The sequence below is a fragment of the Geomicrobium sp. JCM 19055 genome (assembly GCF_000698185.1).
Lineage (GTDB): Bacteria > Bacillota > Bacilli > Bacillales > Marinococcaceae > Geomicrobium_A > Geomicrobium_A sediminis.
In genome coordinates this window covers 97,264-119,171 of record NZ_BAXL01000003.1, presented here as the reverse complement: position 1 = coordinate 119,171, position 21,908 = coordinate 97,264, and the positions used below count along the sequence as shown (strand labels likewise).

Here is a 21,908-nt window from a genome sequence, read left to right as displayed (position 1 = left end):
CATTTCAACAAAGGAGGGGCTTACATGAAAGATGGACTAACGTTTGCATTCGCGGTCGTTGGGGTTGTTGTTGGAGCTGGAATTGCATCAGGACAAGAAATCATGCAGTTTTTTACGTTTTTCGGATGGGTTGGAGGAATTGGTGCTCTGATTGCCACAGGACTTTTTATGTTCCTACTAACGAGTGTGATTCGAATTGGAAGCGAGATTAACGCGAAATCTCACTACCGCGTGCTGCAATATTTATGTGGAAAGTACTTAGCTGTGTTTGTTGATTTATTTCTGACTTTTTTTCTTATTTGGAATCTTGGTCATCATGATTGCAGGTGGCGGTTCCCTATTTGATCAACAATTTGGATTGCCTGTTTATTTAGGTAGTTTAGTCATTACGGTACTTACAATCGCAACGCTGTTTCTAAATTTCAAAGGCATTCTATACGTACTCGGAGTCTTTACACCAATTATGTTCATTTTGCTCGTTGCCATGTCCGGATACTCTGCGGTTACGACGGAGTATTCATTTGAACAATTTATGCAACTTCAACAACCAGAATCTGCAGCGACGTTTCATTGGTTGCTTGGCGCTTGCTTGTTCGTCTCAAACTGTGTTGCGGCTAGCTTTCCGATGCTTTCAGTTATGGGAGGTTCTACGAAAAACAAAAAAAGCACTGTTCATCGGAGGGATGGTCGGGGGTTTAACACTCGGCTTACTAACATTAATGATTCACATTTCGATCTTCTCGAACTTCCACTTAGCCGCAAATGTGGCGATGCCGACGTTAATCATCGCATCTGACTTTATGCCGCTGACCGCTTTAATCTTTGTCGTCTTAATCTTCGGGATGATCTTTAATACTGCCGTAGGGATGCTCTATTCATTTACGAGTCGAATGATGCGTCCTGGCACAATGAAGTTCAAATTGTACGGAACATTGTTCGGCTTTCTTGCCTTCGGAGCAAGCTTTGTCGGCTTCACAGATCTCGTGAACATTCTCTATCCAATCACAGGGTTAATCGGTTTTATTCTGATGGGCGCCATTACGATTAAGGCGATTTCTAGAAAGAAGCAACCGACCTTCCAGCTCAAAAGCTTGATGTATAGAACAAGGTCCTCCAAAACTTTTGGAGGACCTTAGTTTTTATTCAGCCGACTGTAATTCCTCAATCACTTCTTCTCTGTACTCTCGGTTTTCTAGAAATTGCTGTACGAATGTAAAGTAATTCCGGTTTAATTTAAACCTTTCCCACGCGTTTAAGTTATCGGTGAACATTGCCCACTGCACGAAATCACCGTCGACTGTAGTCAAGAACCTTGGTTCATTTAGCACAAATGCCGTTGAACCACCTTTCCCACCCATCTTCGTATAACCTTCTGGTGCGTCGTACATATCAGATAAAATCGACATGAAATAGTTGGAGGTTTCCTCATCCGCCCACTCCCCAGTTTGCACCTGATTTAGCCATCGACTGTATTCAGCTGTCGTAGAAGAAGGCAACCAGTCTGACCAAAACCGTTGGTCTCCTAGTCCTGCAGTAAGACTCATTTCACTTGCATCCAATTGCTCATTCACAATCAACTGATGTGTTTCTACTACCTGTTGTTCATAGTCTTCAAATGACAAGTCTTCCAGTTCCCCGTCATATTCTTGAATAACGATTAATCCACTGACAAAAGGAATTAGATTGTCATGATTTCCCAAGCCCCATTCGGCAATCCGTTCATTCACATGATCTATGCCTAATCGCTCTAGAAGGTAATCCGTATTTGCATTTGAACTAAATGAAATCATCCCTCGAACAACTTCTTCTAACGAAACGGTGTCTTCACCTACATCTTCCAACCATGCAGGGTGTGCACCACCATCCGTATCAGGAAAGTAGAATTTCTCAAGATCGACAATCTCGATTTGTTCATCTGGATCGATGTTCCCCGAAACCACTTCTTCAGCGAAAACACCAGCAATGGTCATTTTGGCTGTACTCGCTAAAGGAATATTCATGTCTTCATTTCGACTCACAACAACTTCATCATTCACTGCATAATAAAAAGAAGTAGTAGGATCTGTTTTTAAGTAATTCACGACAAAGTCTACGTCTTCTCTAAGTACGTAATAAGCTAAACCACCAATGATCATGGCAAGAACACCTAACGTAATGATGCCTGCTTTCGTATACGTATTCCGATCCAAAAGGATAGACATGACAACCATGATTCCTATACCTAATAGTAAATTAACATTTAATAATAAAACTGCTAAAAATATAACGATGGCTACAATCGTTGATCCAAACGCGCTAATATACCCCCACGTGTTCCGATTTTTCTCTTTGCGCAACGGAATTAGACTAAGAATGATGAATATGAAAAATGCGAATATTGTTATCGTTGGCATGATTGTTTCCTTCCTTATGTTATTTCTAAAAACAGTAATTGAGTATACCATAGATACTGTCTTTGTACATTTTTGCTTAATATAGCTAGCTTAGTTAAATCAGGTTAACCTCAGTTAAATCTCTTCCAACAAAAAATGACGTCGAGCGGCTCAACGCTAGGCGGCCCGACGTCATTCGTAATACAATCAAACGTTAGTAAATCGCGTCTTCAATCACTAATGCATTCTCTTTAAATCGCTCAACTCGTAACGGACTCAAGTCGAGGGTGTCGTACTTCCCTTTCATAATCAATTCCGACAAGCCTCTTCCGACTGCTGGAGCTTGTTGCATGCCGTGTCCACTAAACCCAAAGGCAACGTAGTACTTTTGCCTCGGGGTGTTCACCGATAATGGCATTATGATCTTCTGTGTTGTGGTCATACAATCCCGTCCATCCACTCTGAAGCTTCAGCTGTTCAAACGGGCCGACACGGTGTCCGATAATTGGCCAGATGTTTTCGATGAAATCTTGTCGCTTCCAACTAAAATCCATACTTGGTACATAATCTTCGGCGTATCCACTAATAAAGTGCTCGCTTCGTGTCTGAAATAAACGCCTGTAGGATCCATTGTGAGCGGTAATGGGTTTTGTAGTGGCACTTCGGTATCAAACTGGAAGACGCGACGCGGTAGTGAAACAACAGGTAACGGATACCCCGCTTGTTGACTCAACTGTGACGCCCAAGCACCTGCACTATTGATTACGATCGGTGCATAGTACGTATCCCCATTCGTCATCTTTACGCCATTTTGGAAAACTTCATCGAGCACGAGATCTGCAACTTCATCATATACGTATTCGGCCCCGAGACGTTTTGCATTTTTAATGTAACCTTGCATGACGGAATATGGATCCAAATAACCGCTCTCACTACAATAGATTCCTCCTGCAATGTCCTCGACATTCAGCTCAGGAATTCGGTTTAACAATCCCGCTTTATCAAGAATTTCAGAGTTCACACCGAGTTGGTGTTGCAATTTGAGATGCTCTTCGAACTTGCTCATCATCTCATCGGTTCCTAAAAATAAATACCCTCGTTGTTTCAAGTCAATCTCCGGATCAAAGCCATCAAATTTCATCGTTTCGTGAAAATTTTTATAAACATGTAAGCTATATTGACTCAGTTCAATATTTACTTTCGTCGTAAACAATTGGCGAATGCACCAGCACTTCGTGGCGTCGATGAATATTCATACTTTCGGTCTTTTTCAAATACGATTACTTTTCCTTCGTAGCCCGCGTTAAGTAAATGATAAGCAATGCTTGATCCGATCACACCGCCACCAACGATTAATAGATCCGCATGTTTCGAATTCATCGCCCCGCCTACTTTCTTTCGTTTCTTCTAACTGTACAAAACCGATCACGACACTTCTATAGCTACTCTCCACAAAAATCTCAATTGAAACACCTGGATTATTCGTCACTTTCACGAAGGAACCTGTCAACATTTGACGAATACTATTACTTTAAAGGCAGGTGTTCGGTTTGCTAGAGAGAATTGCACAACGAATTGTTGATCAAACGACCGATATTCTCGATTATCCGATGAGCATAACCGATGAACACGGAATCATTGTCGGATGCACAGACTCTAAACGGCTCGGCACCATTCACTGTGCATCGATTGATGTGTTAAAGAAAGACCAAATCGTTCATTACGATGAAGCGTACGCAAAGTCACTCGTCAATGTGTTGCCTGGCGTTGCCGCACCGATTTACTTTAACGAACGAGCAATCGGTGTTCTCGGTATTGTCGGCAATCCTGAAGACGTGAACAACTATACGAAACTCGTAAAAAGCCATGTAGAAATGCTTTGTTACGAGTCATTTTATCAAGAAAGCGCGATCCTTGAAGCAAAAAAAGCACGACACACTGATCCACCACTTACTCCATACCCCTTCAACAAATGCAGATCGAATTGAACATTATGCAACTATGATTGGCTTCGATCTTAGCCGGAGAAGATGTTGCATTCTCATTGAGTTTCAGCCGTCATCTCAAGCGAACCCTACAATGTGGACGCATGACCACCACGTGATGCAAGAATACCTGTATGCACACGTTCTTGATGATGACCAAGACTTACTTACACTGCTAACGCTCGATCGTTGGCTTTTATTAAAAACAACACACCTTGATGATGTGTATAAAAACAAATCGTTTCACTATCAGATTCATCGGTTCCAAGAACATCTGCTTGAGCAATACCAAATCACTTGTCAGATTTCGATCGGTCCCCTTGGGCAAAGCATCTCGGGCATTCAAGAATCCTTTGAAAGTGCAGAAAGAACCTTGACCGCAGGAAAATATGCGAATGAATTGCATAACATCTATCATTATGCAGACTGGGCGATCGCACTTCCTTTACTAATCGAACAACTACATCCTTACTTAGAGAAACGCCTGCACGATAACTTATCGAACCTTTTTGATGACCCGAAGTTCAACACGCTATCAGCGACATTTCTTTCGTATTGTCATCACAACATGAATTTAAGCAAAACCGCAAGAGCGCTCTATCTTCACCGTAACTCCCTCGTCTATCGTTTGCAGAAAATCAAAGACATCACAGGACTAGATCTCGATCAATTTGAAGATTGCATCTTGCTTTATGTTGCACTGCGAGCGAAAAGTAACCCTGTGCTTTTTCAAGAAGGCAAAGAGAACGTCAAACAAGAGTAGCCCTACTAGTGGCTACTCTTGTTTTGATATTAATAGGTTGCTTCTGACGAAATAGTTACTTCATTAAAAAGTAAGCGACCGCTTGGATGTTGCAGAGAAAAATGATTTACTTTGTCAGATACACCGATACGTAATTGTTCTTGCACAGTAAACACTTTCGGAGCTTCAATCATGATAATCTCCATAGCTTCTTCATAAAGTTCAAGTCGTTTTTCTTCATCCATTTCAACTTTCGCTTCTTCGAGCAAAGCATCAACTTCATCATTACTATAAAAAGAGCGATTTCCTGTATAACCAAAGCTATCCGAATGATACATGGGGAATAACCCGAAATCAGCGTCTGCATTTGATGTAGTCCAGCCTAACATGTAAATCTCTTGTTCACCATTCGCTGTTGCATCTAAATACGCGCCCCACTCCATTGAATGAATTTGCGCACGAACACCTACGTCTTCAAGTTGACTCTGAATAACTTCTGCGATTTGAATTCTCATTGGATGAGCATCATTCGTCAATATGGTCGTCTCAAAACCATCTGGAAAACCAGCTTCTTCTAATAATTGTTTTGCAAGATCAACGTCATAAGGATAATTCGTTAATTGATTTGAGTAACCAAACACATGCTCACTAATCGGTGCAGTCGCTCGCACCCCGTACCCCTCATAGATTCCTTCAGTAATTGTGTTCGCATCAATTGCATGAGCAAGTGCTTTTCTGACTAACGGATCATTAAATGGTTCCTTTTGGACATTAAACCCGATATATTCTGTTCGAAGGCCGTTACTAACACTTACTTCAGCATTTGGCATCGCCTCTACCCGACTCATATTCGTTGGTTCGATATTATCGACAACATGAGCTTCTTCGTTCTCAAGCATTGCAAGTCGAGTCCCCTCTTCTGGAACAACTTGAAATGTTAGCGTATCGATGTTCGCCACACTTCCCCAATACTCTTCGTACGCTTCATAGCGAACTTCATTTCCTTGTTCCCAATTTAATAAGGAAAATGGACCTGTTCCGGCAATTTCTACTGATAAATCTAGTTCGCCATTTTCATGCTTCTCAATAGCATCAGAACTAATCATACTTAAACTAGTAAGGTTTGCTAAAAGTGGTGCGTAAGGCTCGTTCGTTTTAATATGAATTGTATCGTCTTCAATAACGTTTACTTCCGAAATTGCATCATACATAAATGCCCTCGGTGACGCAATGTCTGGGTCTTGAATACGCTCAATATTCGCTTCAACTGTATAAGCATCAAATGAACTACCATCATGGAATGTCACATCATTGCGAAGAACCATTTCTAATGTCAGCTCATCGATCTGCTCAAAAGACTCTGCTAATCTTGGCACAATTTCCATATCATCATCGTGCATAACAAGTGACTCATATGTGTTTGAAAGTACGAGAGAAGTTGCAACATCATTGAAACGATGTGGATCGAGAATGACAGCATCTGTTGCAATCGCAAATCTCAAATCACCACCTGTTGAAGATGCAGTCGCATTTGTATCTCCTTCTGTAGAAGAACTTGGATCATCAGAACATCCTATCATCATTGCAATCACCAATACTGGCACAAGTGCTTTACTCGACAACTTCACCAAGATCTCCTCCAGTTTATAATTTTACTGTCATAGATTCTAAGTCTCTTGGATAATCTGTGATCCAATCAAACCCTTGTTCTGTAATAACGACCGTATCTGAATGTCTAAATCCACCTAACCCTTTAATATAAATACCAGGTTCAATTGTAAATACCATCCCTTCTTGTAATACGAGATCATTATCAAATCGTAAGTACGGTTCTTCATGAGGACTAATTCCAATACCATGACCTGTACGATGAACGATTGCCTCACCGTACCCCCGCTCTTTTAAGAGTGTCGTAGCCACTTGATCGACTTCTGATGCTTTGATACCTGGTTTTAATAGTTGAATAGCTGCCGTTTGTGCATCTAGCATGGCGTTAAATGCGTCTGCTTGTTCACTTGTTGGTTCTCCAATGATAAATGTTCGTTCTAGCTCACTTCGATACCCATTAATTGCTAATTGTCTCGTATGAATGAGTACATCGCCTTTCTCTATTCTTTTTGATGATGAGAAGACATGAGGCATCACACTCCGAACGGGACCTGCCGGCGACATACCATGGGCTGCAATCGTTGCATCTGGAAAATACGTTGGTAAGTTCTCAAATAAATACGTATTTCCAGCACCATCGACTTCAAGCTCGGTGACACCAATTGCACAAGCTTCATACGACTTATTAACAGCTTCGTTAATCCAAACCCCTGTTTTATTAATCTCTTCAATCTCTTCCGTTGATTTGATGTATCGCATTTCAACCAGCTTTGCACTTAAGTCAACTGTTTCTGATTCTTCTGACACAAAATGGCGCAAAAACATAATAGGAGCATTCTGTTCATCAATGGCTATTTTTTTACAATCAAAATCTTTCAGTACTTCTTGTAGTCTTGTATAAAGCGATGTTGCTTCTTTTTGATGTTGATCGGTCTCATAATAGACAGCCACTTGATCGATTGTGGATACGTGATTGGCGTGTACTTCTTCCAAACCAGGTACAACTAGCGCTGTTTTCTCTTTATCAATTAATAAAACAATTGGACGAGAATACGTAAGCGCTTTAAAATTAGTTAAGTAAAATTGATGGTCAGGTAAAAAAAACAACAGACGTTGTCACATCCTTTTCACTCATCCATATGCGTAACGATTCCAACCTGTCTTGATAGCGTTCACTCATTGAAATCCCTCCAAATTAATTTTCAGTACAAACGATTAATCACAGTATAGGCAACGATGACAATTAGTTCTTGTATTAGATTTTTAGTTTAGGTATTATTTTTTGTATAAATAATCAGAATAATTTACCTGGAGGTGGCCCATGATCTCTTCCTTTCATCTTCATAACTTGAAGGAAATCGGTAAAATTGTTCAGCAAATTTTTCAAGTTAATGTTTCAATCTATACCGATGCCAAGGTCTTCTCTTTACCTAAACAAACAGAAGGTGATTACTCTAATGAATGGACGACAAAACTACGTCAAAACGTAAAATGGATGAATCAACTAGAGGGCCAAAATACTTTACTCCTTGTTACTGATTCAACTCAACAAAGTTACATTGTCGTACATTTCACAAATGGTGGGAAAACACGTTCCATCCTAATCGGACCGTTTTTGTATCCTAGCTCTCCTTCGATTGCTTCTCAAAATCAATGGAGTACCTTGACCCCACAAGAGCTTAAAAACATCGGAATCTTACTTTACTACTCAATCTTTATGGGAAGGCTCTCCGATGAAGAAAAAACGCCGACCTTTGAGATGTTTGACCATGCGAGCTTTATGACAAGGATTAATACGAGTATGCAATTACTTAAAGTAAAAGAGCTTATCCATTTTGAGTTGTATACAATTGATGAGGCCGAACAGGTTTCAATTACAGGCAAACGTGATCTATTTTTTTTGAAATCAATCAAGATTCATTAGATGAACATAGTGGGATTATTGGGGCTTATATCGTATTAGCCGTTCGTACGACCAAGGTAGGTGGTATTGCAGAGGAAATTATTCCAACGTTACGGAAGCTATTTTCAGATCAATATGAAGAACAAGAGAAAGCTGACATCTACTCAAAGCCTGTGCGATTAGCCATACATTTCGTATCTCAGAACATTTATACTAAAATCACACTGGCAGATATTGCGATGAGTTTAAGCATGAACGCCACATACCTATCAACGTTGTTTAAGAAAGAAGTTGGAATCACATTAAGTTCTTATGTACAAAACCAAAAGATTTTCGAAGCTTGTGCTCTCATGACGCAAACAGATTTAACAATCACTGAAATTTATTATCGGTTAGGATTTTACGACCAGAGCTATTTCTCTAAAGTGTTCAAGAAAGTAGTCGGAACCTCTCCTAAACAATATAAACGAACAATCCAATCACATGCTGCATCCCCGTTACTTAAGATTGAGAATACACACACTTAAACCGTCCATCATTTCGATGGACGGTTGTACATTACATACCGATTTTGCTTTTATTTGTACATGAGGGTTTTTATTGAACGGAAAAATGACTTGATTTATTTCATTAGTCTCGAAGTTATTCCAAAATTATTTATCTTAAAATTCAGTATAATATATACTTTAGTCATTAAACTATAGTATTATAGTCTTAACCCGAGGGAATACAATTGCGGCGGATCCGCCACTGGAAGGAATTTTCAGTGACAAAGTCGATCCGTCAACAATTCAACTTCGAGGAAATCTATCATCAGTACAACCCATTAATTAAAGCTTCTGTTAAACGCACACAGATCCGAGGTTTCCATGAAGATCTAATGCAGGCAGGTTACATGGCGTTGTGGAAAGCATATGAAACACACAATCCAGAGAAAGGACCATTCCCGGCGTACGCTAAGCTTTGCGTAAGTTATGAACTGTTGACGTACTTCAAAAGTGAGTACACCTATCAGGCCATAACATGCCTACCGACTTCCAAGAAACATATGAAGAGCGTGGCCACGCAACAGACAGATACACAGAGGATGATTTTGGGCATTACCTCTCGCTTCTCAGCGACAAAGAACGCATATGGGCGTATGAACATTGCGTCAACGATCTGCCTCCTCGCATGATTGCAAAAAAAATACAGGGTGTCTGTTTCCGCAGTGAAAGACTGGCGGAAGCGGGCAATTGCACGACTTCAAAACGTACTAAAATGACAAAAGAGTCCCTTTGCATTTCAAAGGGACTCTTTCGTATGAAGTGATTTCATTAGTAAATCTGTCGATCATTTTCACCCATATTTCCACACCTTGTCTCATACGTATAAGTAGGAGAAGGAAGGTGTTTCGGTGAATACGTTTTTTTTCGTGGCTTACTCGTACTTTCACTCGCTGCATTTGTTGGTGAGTGCCTAGAACTGTTTATCAATGTTGTACTGGCTCGTGAACTTGGTGATGAGGCATTTGGAATGTATATGGCCATTCTGCCGACAATTCTTTTCGTTGTCGTACTTTCAAATATTGAATTGCCCGTATCGATCTCAAAGCTCATTGCTGAGAAAGAACCAACGTATCACTGGAGCGTCCTTAAACACGCACTGAAGTTGGCATCGCTTTGGGCTGTTGTCATGATGTTCATCGCATCATGGATTTTACCTTTACTCCCTGTCTTTCATACGTACCACGTAGGGATTCAATGGATGCTTCTTCTTCTTATTCCAATCATTACGTTCTCTGCGGTTGTAAAGGGCTATTTAATCGGTGCCCAGAAGACAACAAAGATTGCAATCGCCAATCTGATGAAGCGCTCACTGCAACTCGTTGGTCTCCTAATCGTCTTCCAATTGTTTTCTTTTGACAGCGACGTTGCGATTTTTATGGCATTACTTGCTTTAAAACTAAGTGAATTACTCGTTTTAGGTTACTTAATGGTCGTATTCATTTTTAATATTAAAAAGATCAAATCCGTGAAGCAGACGACTCTCACTGGAAAAGAAGTGCGACAAAAGTTGCTTGCCGTTTCCATTCCAACGACCGGTCTTAGAATCTTTCATTCCGCTTCATTTGCCATTAAGCCGTTCCTGATTACTTGGGCACTCGGAAATGCAGGCATGATTGAAAGCATCGCCGTTGTCGAGTACGGCAAGTTAGCAGGGATTGCATTCACCGTCGGCTTCTTTCCAGCTTTTATTGCCCATGCGTTACTAATCGTGCTGATTCCGATCGTTGCTGACGCATATGAACGAAAAGACTTTGCGACACTGCACCACTATTTGAAACTATCGATGATCGTAACCGTCTTTTACGGTGCACCTGTCGTTCTCATGTTTTATGCATTCGCAGAACCGATTACGAACTTGTTTTTTTGAAGCATCGTCGGCTCACATTTATTTGCAAATACTCGTTCCTTACTTTATCTTCCAATACTTTGCCACACCGCTCCAAGCTTATCTGATCGGTATTGGCTTAGTGAAAGACGCGTTCATTCACTCCTTATATTCAACGAGCATTTCCTTTGTCTTAATGATCGTCCTCGGGTCCATGCAAAGCTTGCAAATGGACGGAATTATCCTCGGAATGAACATGGGTGCCGTACTGCTCACACTGCTTCACTATGTAACGATTTGTAAAAAAACTCGGATTAAACGTTATGATGGGACGCCAAGAAGCGCTGCCTTCGTGAAGGTGGAATCTAGGATGAACAACCGATGAAAAACATCGACCACTGAATCAGGTGGTCGATGGGTTTGATTTGTAACTATGAGTAGAGCTTTGACTTATAAAAAATTAGCAAGGCTGAAAAACGTAAGAAGCCCCAGAATAACCCCGGTCGTTGTGACAACCGTTTTCTTATCCAGTGATCCCCGGCTAATTCGAATTTCCATTAATGGAATTAAGACCAGCATTGTTGAAAGCAAGATGAGTAAGAGTATCGGAAACCATAAATGATTCTGATGAATATAGCTCGCAAGATCTGGGCGAGAGTCTAGGATATAAGCTACTGCTAACATTCCTCCAAAACCACCGATATACACGAACCATCTCAGCCGTCGCCACCGGCGATCCGCAGGCGTACGACTCTGTTTCTCGTTATCGATGGATCGTTTCCCTTCTACTAAAGAATTAGCCTTTAGCAAGAATCTGTCTAACTCGTTAATCCCCTCTTCCAAAAACTCCTCTTGCATTTGGAGTTCATCAAATGAATAGAGCCATTCCCCTTCTGTAAAGAAATCCAATAACGTCTGATCCGTGTACTTAAACTTCGCTTTTTGATAGACCGCATCAAATGCATATTTACGTTCTTTATTCGTTCCAATTGCCTGTTGAAAACGCTCACGAGGTACGACAAATAATCGTGGTTTCTTCTGTGAGAATTCAAACATCTTCTCATAAAATTGATCATCATGAAAGGTAATTGAGATTTTGACTTGGTAAGGTTTTCCCTTCATCTCATCGGTTATTTTACTCGCCGTTAACGTATAAGGTTGCATCCGTCCCTCCTCAAAATAATTGATCACTCAGCTTTTTACTGCTTGTTCTTTACTTACGTTTTAGCCTTTCAGTAGTTTTGATCTAAATATTTTTTTATTTTCCATCATTTTAGCAAACCTTTACTTATTTTGCATGAATTCAAGATAAAAACATTCCTGTAGAAAACCTTACAAAAATCCCAACCGATTGCCAATTCCCTGATACAATCACCCAATACAAAAAGGGAGTGTGTCGCTATGTCTAATGTGATGAGAGAAACGGTTACTGCAAAGCCTGTACAAACTGCAACACTACCATGGTGGAAGTCTTGGGGACCTGGCGCAATTGTCGCTGCATGCATTATCGGCCCAGGAACCGTGACAACCGTATCTGTTGCTGGGGCAGAGCTTGGCTTTCAAGTCGCTTGGATTCTTGTTCTTGCTTGTCTTGTCGGGTATTTCATTCAACGTCCTGTCATCAATTGGACGGTCGCCACTGGGACTAGTGTACTTGAAGGCATACGTGACGAAGTGAGTGTTTTCTGGTCAAAAGCAATCTTCTTCGGATTATGGCTCGGGGCACTGGCATTCCAAGCTGGTAATTTTATCGGAGCTTCTATGGCTATGAACCTGCTGTTTCCTTCTATTCCGATGCTCGCCTGGGTTTCGCTGTTATCTGTAATGGCCATGAGTATCGCTTGGTTTGGCGTGTACAAAGTGCTTGAGAACATAAACCGAATCGTCATGGTCATGCTTGTACTTACATTTTGTCTTACTGCGCTTGTTGCTTTACCCGGTGCCGGTAGTACAGTTAGCCAAGGGTTCACGTTCTCCATTCCACAAGGCAACATCTTGATCATTCTTGCCTTAGTGGCAACAATTCTCGTGCCGAATACGCTAGTGGCACTATCTGGCTTTACGAAGAATAAGTATCGAGATTCAGCGTATTCTAAAGAACAGGTTCGTAAGCTTTCCTTTAACGATTTAAAGATCAACTTTACGTTACTCGCACTTATTTCAATTGCGATTTTACTTTCTTCAGCAACAGCATTTTATGGGTCTGGTCAAACAATCGCAAGTGCAGGCGATATGGCCGTTCAACTTACGCCAATTCTCGGCTCTTTTGCAACCATCTTCTTTGCGGTCGGTTTATGGACCGCAGGATTCTCATCTGGACTCTTTAACTTAACGGTGCAACCGATGTTGTTTGGGCATGCCTTCAAGCGATCCGAAGATCCAAGTGCAAAAGTAAATCGCATTATCCTCATCGTGACCGGCATGATCCGATTGCCCTCGTTTGGCTGTTCGGCGGTTCACCAATTGAACTCATTATATCTGCCAAGCGATAAACGGTTTATTATTACCGATCCTCACCGTCGTGTTGTTTATCTTAACGAACAAGAAAGATCGCATGGGACAATTCAAAAACACAGCAACAAGCAACATCATCAATGTCCTAATCATCGGACTCGTAACCATCCTTGCGGTTCAGGTGTTTGTGGATTTCTTCTAGCCGTAGCTATGTGACGTTAGGGTATTAAATAACTTATTGTATATAGATATTCTATTTGAGATTTTATACAGTGGATGACCTCATCCTTACCATGGATGCGCTCACTTATTCGAGCCTCATTGGTACTAACCGCCAGAACAATTATTCTTACTGCTAGACGCTCTCTCTTCTAAGGAGCAGTTGTGATTACCGAACATGACGTGCCAAAATTTATCGATTATACCAAATTTACATTGTTAGAAAAAGTTTTGAATGAATGACGAGCAAGCGAGTCTGTGGTGACTATACTAGCAGACTCGCTTTTCATGTGTATGATTTCGAATGTCGTTCTCCTGTCCTAAAAAATGTAAATATGCCATCCATTTTTATACTCTCTTGCACCCTCTAACCGTTCAACCTTTGTCAATTTCAAAGCTAAAGGCCTCATGTTTACTTCCCTTTGATTTTGACCAAGCTATCGGATAAGAGAGGGGAGATTGTTTTGAGTTCTAAGAAGAAACGACTACTAGACAAATTTAAAATAGAAAATTCAACGAATAAACTGGTTCGTGGAAATAACTTGAAGAATGGCAAGCCCTATTCTCATTATGTTTACGAACCAGAGAAAAACGAAAAGAGAAAGGGATCTTAACATCCCTTTCTCTCTTTTTTTATTTAATATACTTGTCCGCGATTTCTTTCCCCAAATGGAGACGGCTAATTCGTTGTTCTACTGTTTCTGAAGAGTCCATTGATTGTGGGTCTCTGTATTTTGCAAGTATGGCTTCTCTTCGACGTTTCCTTTGAGTTGGGGATAACCGGCGTGCTTTTGTCGCTACTTCGCTTTGCATAAAACAGCTCCCCTTTCTACTAGTTAGAAATCAACGATTTATAACCCATTACCCTATCATTCTTACTCATAATCATACTCCACTATATCTAACATTTCAATTTCGTTCTTCACCACTTCTGCATAATGAATAAGGCCTTTAAGTGTATTCGTATCCAAATCATCAAACAGATCTTCGATGTTTCTTGAAACTACGATATACACCGTTTGTTCGAAAGGGATAATCAATTCATCATCCTCTACCACTTCTTCTACTTTTGTTTCAGCAATCATTAAGTTCGTTGATTTTCTTTTGATTCGATTTTTATAGGCGATCTTTTGTGTACCTTCTAAATGCTGAAGGTCTGCGATTAATAAGTTTTGCCCTTTAGTAAAATCATGACTTTCAGTATATACTTTCACTTCAATTTCATGATCGTCATATGCCGCTCTTAATTGCGTTTGGTACGACCTCATAACTTCCGTCAAGATCGCCAAATGAGACCTTCGATCCTCGGCTCTCATTTTAGCTAAGGCATATCTATGAGATTCGATGACTTTAGATAAGTAATTGATCGTCTGACCTGCCTTTTTCTCGGCAATTTCATTCGTATCAAATTCAATCTCAACATTAAAAAAACGAATTTTCTTTGATGATACAAGAAGAAGAGCATTCGTAAAGAAAAAAAACCAAATACTAGAACGATTGCCGCGCCTAAAAACCCAACTATGAAGGGAGCAATATAGTACTGATTTGCAGATAGATCCTCGATTAAGGGGTTATTGAAATAATTTATTGTTGTGATTATAAAAGCGAAAAAAGACAACACGATAAAAAACATATAGCTTCCGATCCTAATCATCTGGCGATGTTTAGGTAACTCATTTTGTAGATTTAATAAGAAAAGCTTAAAAGCTCTCATATATCAGATCCCCGCTTCTTGTTTGTAAAGAAGTTGTGTTACATGAGTTTCTATCATATCTCTATGAGTTTAAATCTTCCGTTAATCCTATAATTACATTGTATAGCAAAAGCCCACCAGCAACATATAGACAATTCAAAAAAATATAATATCTAAGAAGTACTGAATTTCCCGTTCATCTTCAAACCCGTAACATACATGCTCACACAAAGCGTAAGCTACATTCCTATGTCCATATCACTTGTGCTATACTGCGAGATAGATTAAGCATGAAAGCAGGGATATTTTGACGACAAACGCCTGTTTACAGACGATTCGCTCTTATTATTCATCGTTATCGGACAAAGAGAAGAAGGTGGCCGATTTCATTTTGTCTTCTCCGGATAAAGCGGTCTACTTTTCAATTTCAGAACTTGCGGAAGCCAGTGGTGTTGCAGATGCTACGGTGTACCGTTTCAGCAAGCGTCTCGGTTATCAAGGCTTTCAAGATTTAAAAATCTCACTCGCCAGACAAATTGTAAAAGAAGAAGCCAACATTCATGAGTCGGTTTCTTTCGAAGACGACGTGTCAACACTTGCTTCCAAAATCTTCACTGAACATAAGCGTGCCATGGATGATACATTGGCGCTTATTAATGAAGAAACGTTGCAGACAGTGGCGACAATCATTACCCAAAGCAAGCGCATTGACCTCTATGGGTCCGGTGGTTCTGGGGTTGTAGCCGAAGATGCTTATCACAAATTCATGCGATTTGGCATTCCGATTCAAGCGTTCAGCGACAGTCATCAGCAAATGATGAGTGCCTCCTTATTAACTGAAGGCAGCACAGCCATTGGGATTTCGAATAGCGGCAGTAATCGCGATGTCGTAGACGCACTAAAAACGGCAAAAGCAGGCGGTGCTGTTACAATAGCGATATCTGGGCATACCTCTTCGCCATTAACAAAGGTTGCGGATTACACATTAACGACGAGTGCCAGAGAATCCCTATTTCGTTCTGAAGCCATGGCATCGAGGATGGTTCAGCTCGCATTAATCGACGTACTTTATGTATTGTCTGCCTTGCAACTAAAAGACACGACACTTCATAATTTAGATAAAATTCGAGAGTCCATCGCTACGAAAAGATACTAAGACGCAAAAAAAGAGAGCATCTTTGCTCTCTTTTTGCGTCTGTTAATTGAAGAAGAAACTGAGGATAAATACGACGAGAAAACCTACTCCGCCGATAATTGTTTCCATGACCGTCCAAGACTTTAACGTGTCCTTTTCTGACATTCCTAAGAATCGGTTAACGAGCCAGAATCCTGAGTCGTTCACGTGAGACAATACGGTTGCACCACACGCAATCGCGACTGCAATGAGCGCAAGTGAGGGTTGCGTCAAATCAACAAGGTTCACAATTGGCGCGATGAGCCTGCTGCTGTTAGCATTGCTACCGTTGCTGAACCTTGCGCCACTCGCACACCCGTTGCAATTAGAAAGGCAAGTAGGACGAGTGGGAACCCAGAATTTGCCATGAGCTCACCCATCACATCACCAACACCGCTTTGGATCAGAACTTCGCTGAATACCCCGCCGGCTCCTGTAATTAAGATCACAATACCAGCTGGCTCGAGTGCTTTTGTAGACATATTCTGTAATTCTTCTTTCGATACACCACGTTTTCTCCCTAGGAAGTGGAGCGCAAACAGCGTTGCAATAATTAATGCTAAGAACGGGTGACCAAGAAACATAAGAATTTCCTGAAGAAGTCCCTCTTCTAAGAATTGTTCACCGATCGTGTTTGCCAAAATTAATAGAAGTGGCAATAAGATAATGAACAGAATCAGTTTGAACGAAGGCATATTCTTATTCTCTTGCCCTTCCGCTTCCGCACGTTCAATGACGTGGTCAGGTACAGGAACGTGAATCCGATTTCCGATGTAACGTCCAAACAACGGTCCACCGATAATCATCGCAGGGATTCCTGCGACAAAACCAAAGATCAGCATCCACGCTAAATCTACACCTAGAATTTGCGCAACTGCAATCGGTCCCGGTGTCGGAGGGACGAAGCTGTGAGCGACAGCTAACCCTGCCAAAAGGGGAATCGCATAAAACAGCAATGATTTTCCAGTTCGCATCGCTAAGCTGTAAACGATTGGAATAAGAATTACGAGCGCGACATCAAGGAATACTGGGATCGCGACGATTAATCCGGTAAAACCGAGTGCCCACTGCGCACGTTTCTCACCAAACGTATCAATGAGGGTGAACGCGAGTCTTTCAGCACCGCCAGACGTTCGGAGCACTTCACCAAACATCGCACCAAGCCCAACTACAATCGCGATAAAGCCTAGTGCCCCGCCCATGCCTTCCTCGATTGTCTCAAGTAGCGACATCGGATCCATACCAGCCATCAACCCAATAAAGATACTCGCTAACAAAAGAGCCAAAAACGCTTGCATTTTGGAGCGTATAATTAAGTATAAAAGTAAGCCGATCCCTAAGATCGTAATAAGAATTAAACTTACACCTGACATGTTTTATCCCTTCTTTTATCCAGTTATTCTTTGTCTACCACTCTGCAATGCTACGGTCTTCATGTCTCCACACAGGGTTACGCCAGTTGTAACCTTCTTCGCTCATTTTGCGGACGTGGTCCTCATTAATATCGATGCCAAGCCCTGGTCTATCAGGAATTTTCACATGTCCATCTTTATAATTGAACACCGTTGCATCGGTGAGATAATCAAGTAAGTCCGACCCTTGGTTATAGTGAATGCCAAGGCTCTGTTCTTGAATAAAGGCATTGTGGCACGTTGCGTCCACTTGCAGGCAAGAAGCCAGTGCAATCGGACCGAGTGGACAATGAGGTGCAGCCGCAACATCAAATGCTTCAGCCATGGAAATAATTTTCTTATTCTCCGTAATCCCACCGGCATGTGACAAGTCTGGTTGAATGATATCCACATAACCATCTTTAAGAATCGTCTTAAAATCCCACTTTGAGTACATGCGCTCGCCTGTAGCAATTGGAATGACCGTATGATTCGCAATCTCGCGCAACGCTTCATTGTTCTCTGGTAGTACCGGCTCTTCAATGAACATCGGGCGGAACTCTTCTAATTCTTTCGCAAGAATCTTCGCCATCGGCTTGTGAACTCTGCCGTGGAAGTCGATGCCAATGCCGATATAGGGGCCAACTGCTTCGCGAATCGCTGCTACATTCTCCAACACACGGTCAATTTTTTCATAAGAATCGACATACTGAAGTTCATCCGTTCCATTCATCTTCACTGCTGTAAATCCTTGGTCGACAACCTTCTTCGCTTCCTTACCCACTTCTGAAGGACGATCGCCGCCAATCCATGAATAGACTTTAATCGATTCTCGAGCTTTCCCGCCTAACAATTCATGGACAGGTGCTGAATAATATTTTCCTTTGATGTCCCAAAGCGCTTGGTCAATCCCGGAAATGGCGCTCATCAAAATCGGACCGCCACGATAGAACCCTGAACGATACATCACATTCCAATGATCCTCAATATGAAGTGGGTTTTTCCCAACAAGATATTCCATCAGCTCGTGAACTGCCGCTTTCACCGTTGCAGCACGGCCTTCAATGACCGGTTCTCCCCAGCCAATCAACCCTTCATCTGTTTCGACTTTAAGAAACAACCAGCGTGGTGGCACTTGAAACAATTCATAACTTACGATTTTCATAAATTCTCTCCCTTTCCCTTATTGTAAGATTGCTTTCCTTTAATGATTGCGCTTTCAGAGACAATATTGAAAAATAATCATCTTCACTTCGTCTTCTGCACTGACGACTAAGCTGCCAATGCCTGTGAACGCTGTGCAGATATCTACTAGATATGAAAGCCTCCTTTAAATCACATATATCATCTAACATTCTGTATATGATTGAGAGAATCGCTCATCTTCTTTATGGAATCGTAACCATTTTTTTCTGTAATTGTATGAATCGTATCATTAAGCGACATAAAATGAAATATATTTTCTTATTTTAATTTACAAATGAAAATAATTTTAATAACATACAAGTAACACCACTACTTGGAGGCGTTTTTTTTATGAACGTAGGAATTATCGGATTAGGGAAGATGGGATTGCCCCTTTCCCTACAACTTATCGACCGTAGCATCGATGTCGTTGGAATGGACCAACAAGAAGAAACGATGAACGCTTTAAGAGAAGCTGGCGGTCAAGCCGCAACTACAATTGACGAATTGCTAAATAAGCTCGAAACGCCACGAACGATCATTTTGCTCGTTCCTGCCGGTGAAATTACCGAGAGTGTATTTCAAGAACTCCGTGAAAAGCTGTCACCAAATGATCTAATCATTGATGCAGGGAATGCTCATTACCGAGATACATTACGTCGCCATGAACAATTAAAAGAGACTGGAATTCTGTTCGCGGACAGCGGAACTTCTGGCGGAGTATCTGGTGCTAGAAATGGTTTATGTGCGATGGTTGGGGCAGACGAACAAGCCGCTGATCGCGTAAAGGAAATTTCGAAGTGATCACAATCGAAAATGGTTTTTTACTTACCGGAAAAGTAGGAAGCGGTCATTATTTGAAAATGATTCACAACGGCATTGAATACGGCATGATGCAAAGCATTGGAGAAGGGTTTGAGTTACTGGAAAAAGGCCCGTTTGAATATGATTATCATAGCGTCGCGGATATGTGGAACCACGGTTCTGTCATTCGTGGATGGCTCATGGAATTAACCGCAGAAGCTTTCAAAGAAGAGCCGAAGCTTGATAGCATTAAAGGGGTAATGCATTCTTCTGGAGAAGGAAAATGGACAGTGGAAGCCGCTCTTGACTATCAAGCCAGTGCGCCAGTGATCGCCATGTCACAATTAATGCGTTATCGTTCCCTAGATGAAAATCCATTTCATGGAAAAGTTGTTGCTGCACTAAGACATCAATTCGGCGGGCATGCCGTAGAGAAAAACGAGTAACGAAAAGCAGGTGATCTAGATGCATGTTGATTATATCGGTGTTGACACCGGCACAACCGGTGTAAAAGCGGTCGTATTCGACGAAAAAGGTCAGGAGAGGTATAAAGCATACGAAACGTATCCGATGCAGAGTCCAACTCCCGATGCTGCCGAACAGGACCCTGATCTTATTTATAAGAAGACCATCTCTGTTCTTGAGCAAGCCATCGCCTTTTCTAATGAAGATGTACATGAACTTCGTGCAGTCAGCTTTAGCTCTGCCATGCACAGCCTGATGTGTGTCGACAGTCAAGGGCGACCATTAACGAACCTCATCACCTGGGCGGACAAAAGAAGTTCAGCCGAGACGAAAGCATTGCAACATTCGGATTCTGGTCAGCAGTTCTATGAACGTACCGGTACACCGATTCACCCAATGTCTCCTTTTGCAAAGCTCTTATGGCTGAAAACGCATAAACCTGAGCTTCTCAATCGTACTGCCAAAGTGATTGGTATTAAAGAATACATCTTCTATCAGCTCTTCGGTGAATTCGTCATGGATGAATCAATTGCTAGTGCGACAGGTTGATGAACATTCATGAACGTGCGTGGGATCAAGAGATCGTGACCTATGCTGGGATTACGATCGAACAACTTCCAGAACTCGTACCAACGTCTTTTACATTTTATAAGGATCATATTCCTTATATCATCGGTGCGAGTGACGGCGTTTTGTCAAACCTCGGAGTCGGTGCTATCAACGAAGGAGAAGTTGCGTTAACGATTGGTACGAGTGCTGCCATAAGAAGCGCCTCTTCCACACCCCATGTAGATGCGAAAGGAAGGACGTTCTGTTACTTACTCACTGACGACCTTTGGATTATCGGTGGACCCATTAATAATGGAGGCATTGCGCTGCAATGGGTCGTGGAAGAACTCGTAAAAGATGAAACCGTCTCTAGTGATCAAGCAGTAGAAACGGTATTAGCGTTAGCTGACCGTGTCCCTGCTGGATCAAACGGGTTGTTCTTTATACCATTTCTTACCGGAGAACGGGCACCGCTTTGGAACCCTGAAGCGACGGCTTCATATATTGGTCTGACCCGTACACATACGCGAGAAGATATGATTCGTGCGGCACTTGAAGGGGTTACGTTTAATATTTACAGCGTGTTACTCGCCTTACAAGAATTAATTGGATTTCCTGGTTCCATCTATGCTTCCGGAGGCTTCTCTCGCTCAGAGACTTGGAAGCAAATGGCAGCAGACATCTTCGACCAGCCGCTTCATTTCGCGAAGTCTTACGAAAGCTCCGCGCTCGGCGCCGTCATTCTAAGCATGTATACACTCGGCGACATTGAGTCACTTTCTCATTTCAAACAGCATCAACACGTGGATGAGAAAGTGATCCCAAACGAAACTTCGACATCACTCTATCGCGATTACAGCTCATTGTATCTCGAATTAATCCGAAGCTTATCTCCACATTATGAGCGTCTGTATGCGTTGCAACAGAAAAAAAGGCGTTCGGATCTAGGTATAAAAGTCGCTCATTGATCCATAATGAGCCGAACTTTTTT

21 protein-coding genes and 3 pseudogenes are annotated in these 21,908 nt (G+C 41.6%); 15 read left to right on the top strand and 9 right to left on the bottom strand.

The genetic code is table 11. The annotated features are described in order from the left end of the window. Positions 1–24: 24 nt before the first annotated feature. From JCM19055_RS22685 to JCM19055_RS22675, 3 genes are read left to right on the top strand one after another with little or no spacing between them, the layout of a single operon-like run. Complete coding sequence (locus tag JCM19055_RS22685) at positions 25–345, top strand: hypothetical protein (RefSeq protein ID WP_052365903.1); 321 nt, start codon at positions 25–27, stop codon at positions 343–345. Beyond that, complete coding sequence (locus JCM19055_RS22680) at positions 308–796, top strand: hypothetical protein (protein ID WP_152549748.1); 489 nt, start codon at positions 308–310, stop codon at positions 794–796. Before JCM19055_RS22685 ends, JCM19055_RS22680 begins: the two co-directional genes overlap by 38 nt. Beyond that, the gene (locus JCM19055_RS22675; RefSeq protein ID WP_052365901.1) at positions 771–1,136 is read left to right on the top strand and encodes a hypothetical protein; all 366 of its coding nucleotides are present in this window, start codon (positions 771–773) and stop codon (positions 1,134–1,136) included. The genes JCM19055_RS22680 and JCM19055_RS22675 overlap by 26 nt, the downstream gene beginning before the upstream one ends. Before the next feature lie 3 nt (positions 1,137–1,139). Here JCM19055_RS22675 and JCM19055_RS04205 read toward each other — a convergent pair whose 3' ends face one another. Next, positions 1,140–2,393: a serine hydrolase gene (locus JCM19055_RS04205; protein ID WP_042358679.1), complete on the bottom strand. Its 1,254-nt coding sequence runs from the start codon at positions 2,391–2,393 to the stop codon at positions 1,140–1,142. Positions 2,394–2,586: 193 nt separating this feature from the next. Continuing rightward, positions 2,587–3,752, bottom strand: a pseudogene (locus JCM19055_RS04200) (NAD(P)/FAD-dependent oxidoreductase). 170 nt (positions 3,753–3,922) lie between these two features. Between JCM19055_RS04200 and JCM19055_RS04195 the strand changes: the two are divergent. Further along, entirely contained in the window at positions 3,923–4,360 is a 438-nt protein-coding gene (locus JCM19055_RS04195; protein WP_042358677.1) for a sugar diacid recognition domain-containing protein, read from the top strand. Positions 4,361–4,373: 13 nt separating this feature from the next. Further along, positions 4,374–5,120, top strand: coding sequence for a CdaR family transcriptional regulator (locus JCM19055_RS04190; RefSeq protein WP_081833424.1), 747 nt, complete (start codon positions 4,374–4,376; stop codon positions 5,118–5,120). A gap of 29 nt (positions 5,121–5,149) precedes the next feature. Here JCM19055_RS04190 and JCM19055_RS04185 read toward each other — a convergent pair whose 3' ends face one another. Both JCM19055_RS04185 and JCM19055_RS04180 read right to left on the bottom strand, forming a co-directional pair. Next, positions 5,150–6,727 (bottom strand): glutathione ABC transporter substrate-binding protein, encoded by a 1,578-nt coding sequence (locus tag JCM19055_RS04185; RefSeq protein WP_042358675.1) that lies wholly within the window; start codon positions 6,725–6,727, stop codon positions 5,150–5,152. Positions 6,728–6,743: 16 nt separating this feature from the next. Continuing rightward, positions 6,744–7,814, bottom strand: a complete 1,071-nt coding sequence (locus JCM19055_RS04180; protein WP_052365900.1) for a Xaa-Pro peptidase family protein — start codon at positions 7,812–7,814, stop codon at positions 6,744–6,746. Between the two features lie 214 nt (positions 7,815–8,028). On the opposite strand from JCM19055_RS04180, the gene JCM19055_RS04175 reads away from it, so the two are divergent. From JCM19055_RS04175 to JCM19055_RS31220, 5 genes are all read left to right on the top strand, one after another. After that, positions 8,029–8,631 (top strand): protein kinase, encoded by a 603-nt coding sequence (locus tag JCM19055_RS04175; RefSeq protein WP_042358674.1) that lies wholly within the window; start codon positions 8,029–8,031, stop codon positions 8,629–8,631. A 152-nt stretch (positions 8,632–8,783) separates the two neighbouring features. After that, entirely contained in the window at positions 8,784–9,137 is a 354-nt protein-coding gene (locus tag JCM19055_RS04170; RefSeq protein ID WP_265181786.1) for an AraC family transcriptional regulator, read from the top strand. A gap of 239 nt (positions 9,138–9,376) precedes the next feature. Beyond that, the gene (locus JCM19055_RS22670) at positions 9,377–9,787 is read left to right on the top strand and encodes a sigma factor (protein WP_052365899.1); all 411 of its coding nucleotides are present in this window, start codon (positions 9,377–9,379) and stop codon (positions 9,785–9,787) included. 287 nt (positions 9,788–10,074) lie between these two features. Further along, entirely contained in the window at positions 10,075–11,025 is a 951-nt protein-coding gene (locus tag JCM19055_RS04160) for an oligosaccharide flippase family protein (RefSeq protein WP_370542997.1), read from the top strand. After that, positions 10,988–11,368, top strand: a complete 381-nt coding sequence (locus tag JCM19055_RS31220; protein WP_370542981.1) for a polysaccharide biosynthesis C-terminal domain-containing protein — start codon at positions 10,988–10,990, stop codon at positions 11,366–11,368. Before JCM19055_RS04160 ends, JCM19055_RS31220 begins: the two co-directional genes overlap by 38 nt. A 65-nt stretch (positions 11,369–11,433) precedes the next feature. Here JCM19055_RS31220 and JCM19055_RS04155 read toward each other — a convergent pair whose 3' ends face one another. Further along, positions 11,434–12,147 (bottom strand): hypothetical protein, encoded by a 714-nt coding sequence (locus JCM19055_RS04155; RefSeq protein WP_042358671.1) that lies wholly within the window; start codon positions 12,145–12,147, stop codon positions 11,434–11,436. 237 nt (positions 12,148–12,384) lie between these two features. Here JCM19055_RS04155 and JCM19055_RS04150 point away from each other — a divergent pair, with 237 nt between their 5' ends. Then, entirely contained in the window at positions 12,385–13,653 is a 1,269-nt protein-coding gene (locus JCM19055_RS04150; protein ID WP_042358670.1) for an Nramp family divalent metal transporter, read from the top strand. A gap of 636 nt (positions 13,654–14,289) precedes the next feature. Here JCM19055_RS04150 and JCM19055_RS04145 read toward each other — a convergent pair. Further along, complete coding sequence (locus JCM19055_RS04145) at positions 14,290–14,469, bottom strand: hypothetical protein (protein WP_042358669.1); 180 nt, start codon at positions 14,467–14,469, stop codon at positions 14,290–14,292. A 62-nt stretch (positions 14,470–14,531) separates the two neighbouring features. Next, positions 14,532–14,945, bottom strand: coding sequence for a hypothetical protein (locus JCM19055_RS04140; RefSeq protein WP_042358668.1), 414 nt, complete (start codon positions 14,943–14,945; stop codon positions 14,532–14,534). A gap of 711 nt (positions 14,946–15,656) precedes the next feature. Between JCM19055_RS04140 and JCM19055_RS04130 the strand changes: the two genes are divergently transcribed. After that, positions 15,657–16,505, top strand: a complete 849-nt coding sequence (locus tag JCM19055_RS04130) for a MurR/RpiR family transcriptional regulator (protein WP_052365898.1) — start codon at positions 15,657–15,659, stop codon at positions 16,503–16,505. Positions 16,506–16,547: 42 nt separating this feature from the next. Here JCM19055_RS04130 and JCM19055_RS04125 read toward each other — a convergent pair. Both JCM19055_RS04125 and dgoD read right to left on the bottom strand, forming a co-directional pair. Continuing rightward, positions 16,548–17,896: pseudogene (locus JCM19055_RS04125) on the bottom strand (GntP family permease). A 34-nt stretch (positions 17,897–17,930) separates the two neighbouring features. Beyond that, a complete protein-coding gene (gene dgoD, locus JCM19055_RS04120; protein WP_042358663.1) occupies positions 17,931–19,079 on the bottom strand; it encodes a galactonate dehydratase in 1,149 nt (382 codons plus the stop codon). 371 nt (positions 19,080–19,450) lie between these two features. On the opposite strand from dgoD, the pseudogene gnd reads away from it, so the two are divergent. From gnd to JCM19055_RS26185, 3 genes and pseudogenes are all read left to right on the top strand, one after another. Next, positions 19,451–20,349 (top strand): annotated as a pseudogene (gene gnd / locus JCM19055_RS04115) (phosphogluconate dehydrogenase (NAD(+)-dependent, decarboxylating)). A 19-nt stretch (positions 20,350–20,368) separates the two neighbouring features. After that, positions 20,369–20,917, top strand: a complete 549-nt coding sequence (locus JCM19055_RS26190) for an FGGY family carbohydrate kinase (RefSeq protein WP_052365897.1) — start codon at positions 20,369–20,371, stop codon at positions 20,915–20,917. Next, on the top strand, positions 20,917–21,885 hold the full coding sequence (locus JCM19055_RS26185; protein ID WP_052365896.1) for an FGGY-family carbohydrate kinase: 969 nt from the start codon (positions 20,917–20,919) through the stop codon (positions 21,883–21,885). Before JCM19055_RS26190 ends, JCM19055_RS26185 begins: the two co-directional genes overlap by 1 nt. The last annotated feature ends 23 nt before the right edge of the window (positions 21,886–21,908 follow it).